The 3,103-nt window shown below is 47.2% G+C and carries 2 protein-coding genes; both read right to left on the bottom strand.

The features are described 5' to 3' along the window. Window positions 1-985: 6-bladed beta-propeller (locus GXO74_12275; GenBank protein ID NOZ62444.1), on the bottom strand; the 985-nt coding region annotated here is incomplete at its 3' end. A gap of 108 nt (window positions 986-1,093) precedes the next feature. Next, a partial coding sequence (locus GXO74_12270; GenBank protein ID NOZ62443.1) for an efflux RND transporter permease subunit occupies window positions 1,094-3,103 on the bottom strand: 2,010 nt, incomplete at its 5' end.

Genomic DNA, 3,103 nt, shown 5'->3' with positions numbered 1-3,103 from the left:
GTTGCTTTTTTTCTTCGTTTGTTCTCACCCATAAATTTCCCGAGTCGTCAACGATCATAGCTTCGGCAACAGTTTTAATTTCAGGCAATTCCACATCTTTAGCCATTTTTGCGAAGACTTTATTGGGATTGTTATCAAATGCTTTGCGATATTCTTCGACATCTTTTTTGGTTACCGGCAGAGGATGATATGGGCGATCGATTTTTCGAATCAGTTTGCCGGCGGCGTCATAAACTTCAATCAAATAATTTGCAGTGTAACAATGATAGAGCAGTTGCCGTTGTTGGTCTCCGGCGAATATGGAGTAGGGCGCGTAAGGCAAGGAAATAGCAAAAGCCATTTTTCCCTGACGCAAAATTTTTGTTCCGGGCGGTGTGAATTCGCCAAAGTTAACCAGTTCGTTTCCCTCAAAATCGAATGTTTTCATAAATAATTTTCTGCCTCCTTTGTCAAAAGCGCTTTCCTGAATGGTGTAGCTGCTATCTGTGGTTAAAGTGACAAAATACAGATAATCCTTCCAGACATGGCTCGTCAAAAATTCGCCGTCTTTACCGAAAATAGACGTCCGCCGATTTTGATAATCGTAAGCAAGTAGCCTGCCGTCCGGAAGCAGTGCGATTCCACCGATTCCGCCAAATTCTCCAGGCCCCTGACCCTTTTTGCCGATCTCGCGAATCAATATCCCATTCTCATCAAATAATTTAATTTTGGCGTCCGATATGTCAGTCACGTAAATATTTCCTTCATCATCCGCAGCTATGGATCCTGGCTGATACAAAACAATTTTCCCACTCTCATCTTCTCCGCCAATGGAAAGCTCTTCCTCAAATATCACCTTTTTATTTGGATAAAGCGGCGTAACCGGATTGTGGACAAATTGCACCCCATCAACCATCTCCACTTTCGCCTGTTCGGATTTTTTGGAGCAAGACACAATCAAAAAAAGCATTAGAATAGCTGAAATCAAGATTTGTTTTTTATTCATGGGGATCTCCTTTTTTGTTAAAAGTCAGTTGTGAGTGGTGAGTGGTTAGTAAAATTAGCAGATAAGCCGCAAGCTATTCACTACTCACCACTTACCATTCACTACTTGCTATTCACCAGCCATTGCTTTCCAGTGATTTTTTCTTTCTAATAATGAATAAAAAACCGGCACCGCCACCAGGCTCACTACAGTTGAAATTGTCAATCCCACAATCACCGTGAGCGCCAGCGGCCTTTGCAATTCTGCGCCTTCTCCGAAACCGATTGCCATGGGTAAGAGTCCCAAAATTGTCGTCACGGAAGTCATTACTATCGGACGAAAACGCTTCTTGCTAGCGTCCGAAATTGCCTCGTGCATGGGCATTCCTTCGCGGCGGCGCTGGTTGATGAAATCCACCTTGACAATGGAATCGTTCACGGCAATTCCGGCGAGCACAATCAGGCCGATAAAAGAAATCACATTCAACCCGATGCCGGATACCCAGAGAAGAATCAGCACCAGGGACACGGTCAGGGGCACGTCCAGTAAAATAATGAACGGATGGCGCAGCGACTCGAACTGTGCCGCTAAAATCATGTAAATCAGCAGCACCGCCAATGCCATGGCAAAAATCAAACTGTGAAAAGACCGATACACCTCTTCCTGTTCGCCGCCGATGAGAATCTGATAATTTTGCGACGCATGAACCCGCTTCAGCCTGTCTCTGATTTCCCCAATGGCGCTGTTCAAACCTCTGCCCTGCAGATCAGCCAAAACTGAAATCTGACGCGTTTGATCTTCGTGGCGGATTTCGCTGGGACCAGTGGCTGTGGTCAATTTGATTAAATCGCGCACCGGAATTTGTCGCTTTTCCCGGCGAATAGTTAAATTTAATAAATCTTCTAAATCGTCCCGCTGTTTGAAAACAGGTCTGACGATAATGGGAATTTTTCGATCAAATTCCACAAATTGCGTTGCCTGCTCGCCGGAAAGATAACCGCGAATCGCTGACGCCACATCAACTGCGGAAAGACCGAATCGCGCCGCACGCTGCCGGTCAATTTCAATGCGGTACTCGGGCTGACCTTCAATGTAATCGGAATGCACATCTTTCAACCCGGAAATATCAGAAATCATTCGCAAAACCGAATCGGCAATGCTGCGGCAGACCGTCAGTTCGCTGCCGCGAATTTTAATCACAATGGGCGGCGTGGTCGTGCCCAAAATCTGTTGCAGCGCCTGTTCCCCGCGATCAAAGACCATTTTCGCCATCGTCATAGGGGAAAATTCATTTCTCATGCGGGCGATCATTTCCGCAGTGCTAATTTCCCGCTCCCGGGACAGACGAACTTTGAGCGTCGCCCGATTCAAAGCGGCCTCCTCGGTCAACATGGCTGACTGGTCCTGACTCAAACCAATCGTGGAAAAAACTGCTTTCACTTCTTTTTGCTTCAAAAGCCAGCGCTCCGCTTTTGCCGCTTCCCGTTCCGTCGCTTCGATGGTGCTGCCCACCGGTAGTTCCATCTTAACGGTAAACTCTCCTTCGTCGACCCGCGGCATGAGTTTGCGATTCAAATGAAAAACGGAAACAACGCCTAAAAGCAAAATACAAACCACGATTGCGATAAAAAGTCTCCGCTTTTCCAGACTGCGCAAGAGAAATTTATGATAGACGGAAAAAAGTCTTTGCAAAAATTTGTCAAACCAATGAAACAGCGGCATCAAAGCGCTGCCGGTGCGGTCTGCCAAAGCTCGCCAGATTCTCCGACCGGCGATGATGATAGTTTTTCTAAAATGAAACCAGAGCAGGCGAATTTGAAAGATCAACGAGAGCAGCGGATTGACCAGCCAGCGCCAGGGCTTTTTTCTGACTTTTCCAAACGGAACCGGCACTTGAAATGACACATCTTCCTTCATTCGAAAATAGAAGCGGCAGCTCAGCATGGGCAGCAGTGTAAGCGCGACCACCAGCGACGCCACCAGAGAAAATGCCACGGTCACCGCCTGATCCCGAAAAAGCTGGCCGGCAACGCCGTAAATGTAAACCACCGGCAGAAAAATAGCAATGGTCGTCAGTGTGGAAGTAGTGATGGGCATGGCAACCTCGCGCGCGCCCAAAAATGCCGAGTCATCCTGGTT

The organism is Calditrichota bacterium, assembly GCA_013152715.1.
Lineage (GTDB): Bacteria > Zhuqueibacterota > Zhuqueibacteria > Thermofontimicrobiales > Thermofontimicrobiaceae > 4484-87.
The sequence above is the reverse complement of the archived record's forward strand: the minus strand, read 5'-3'. Positions and strand labels throughout refer to the sequence as shown.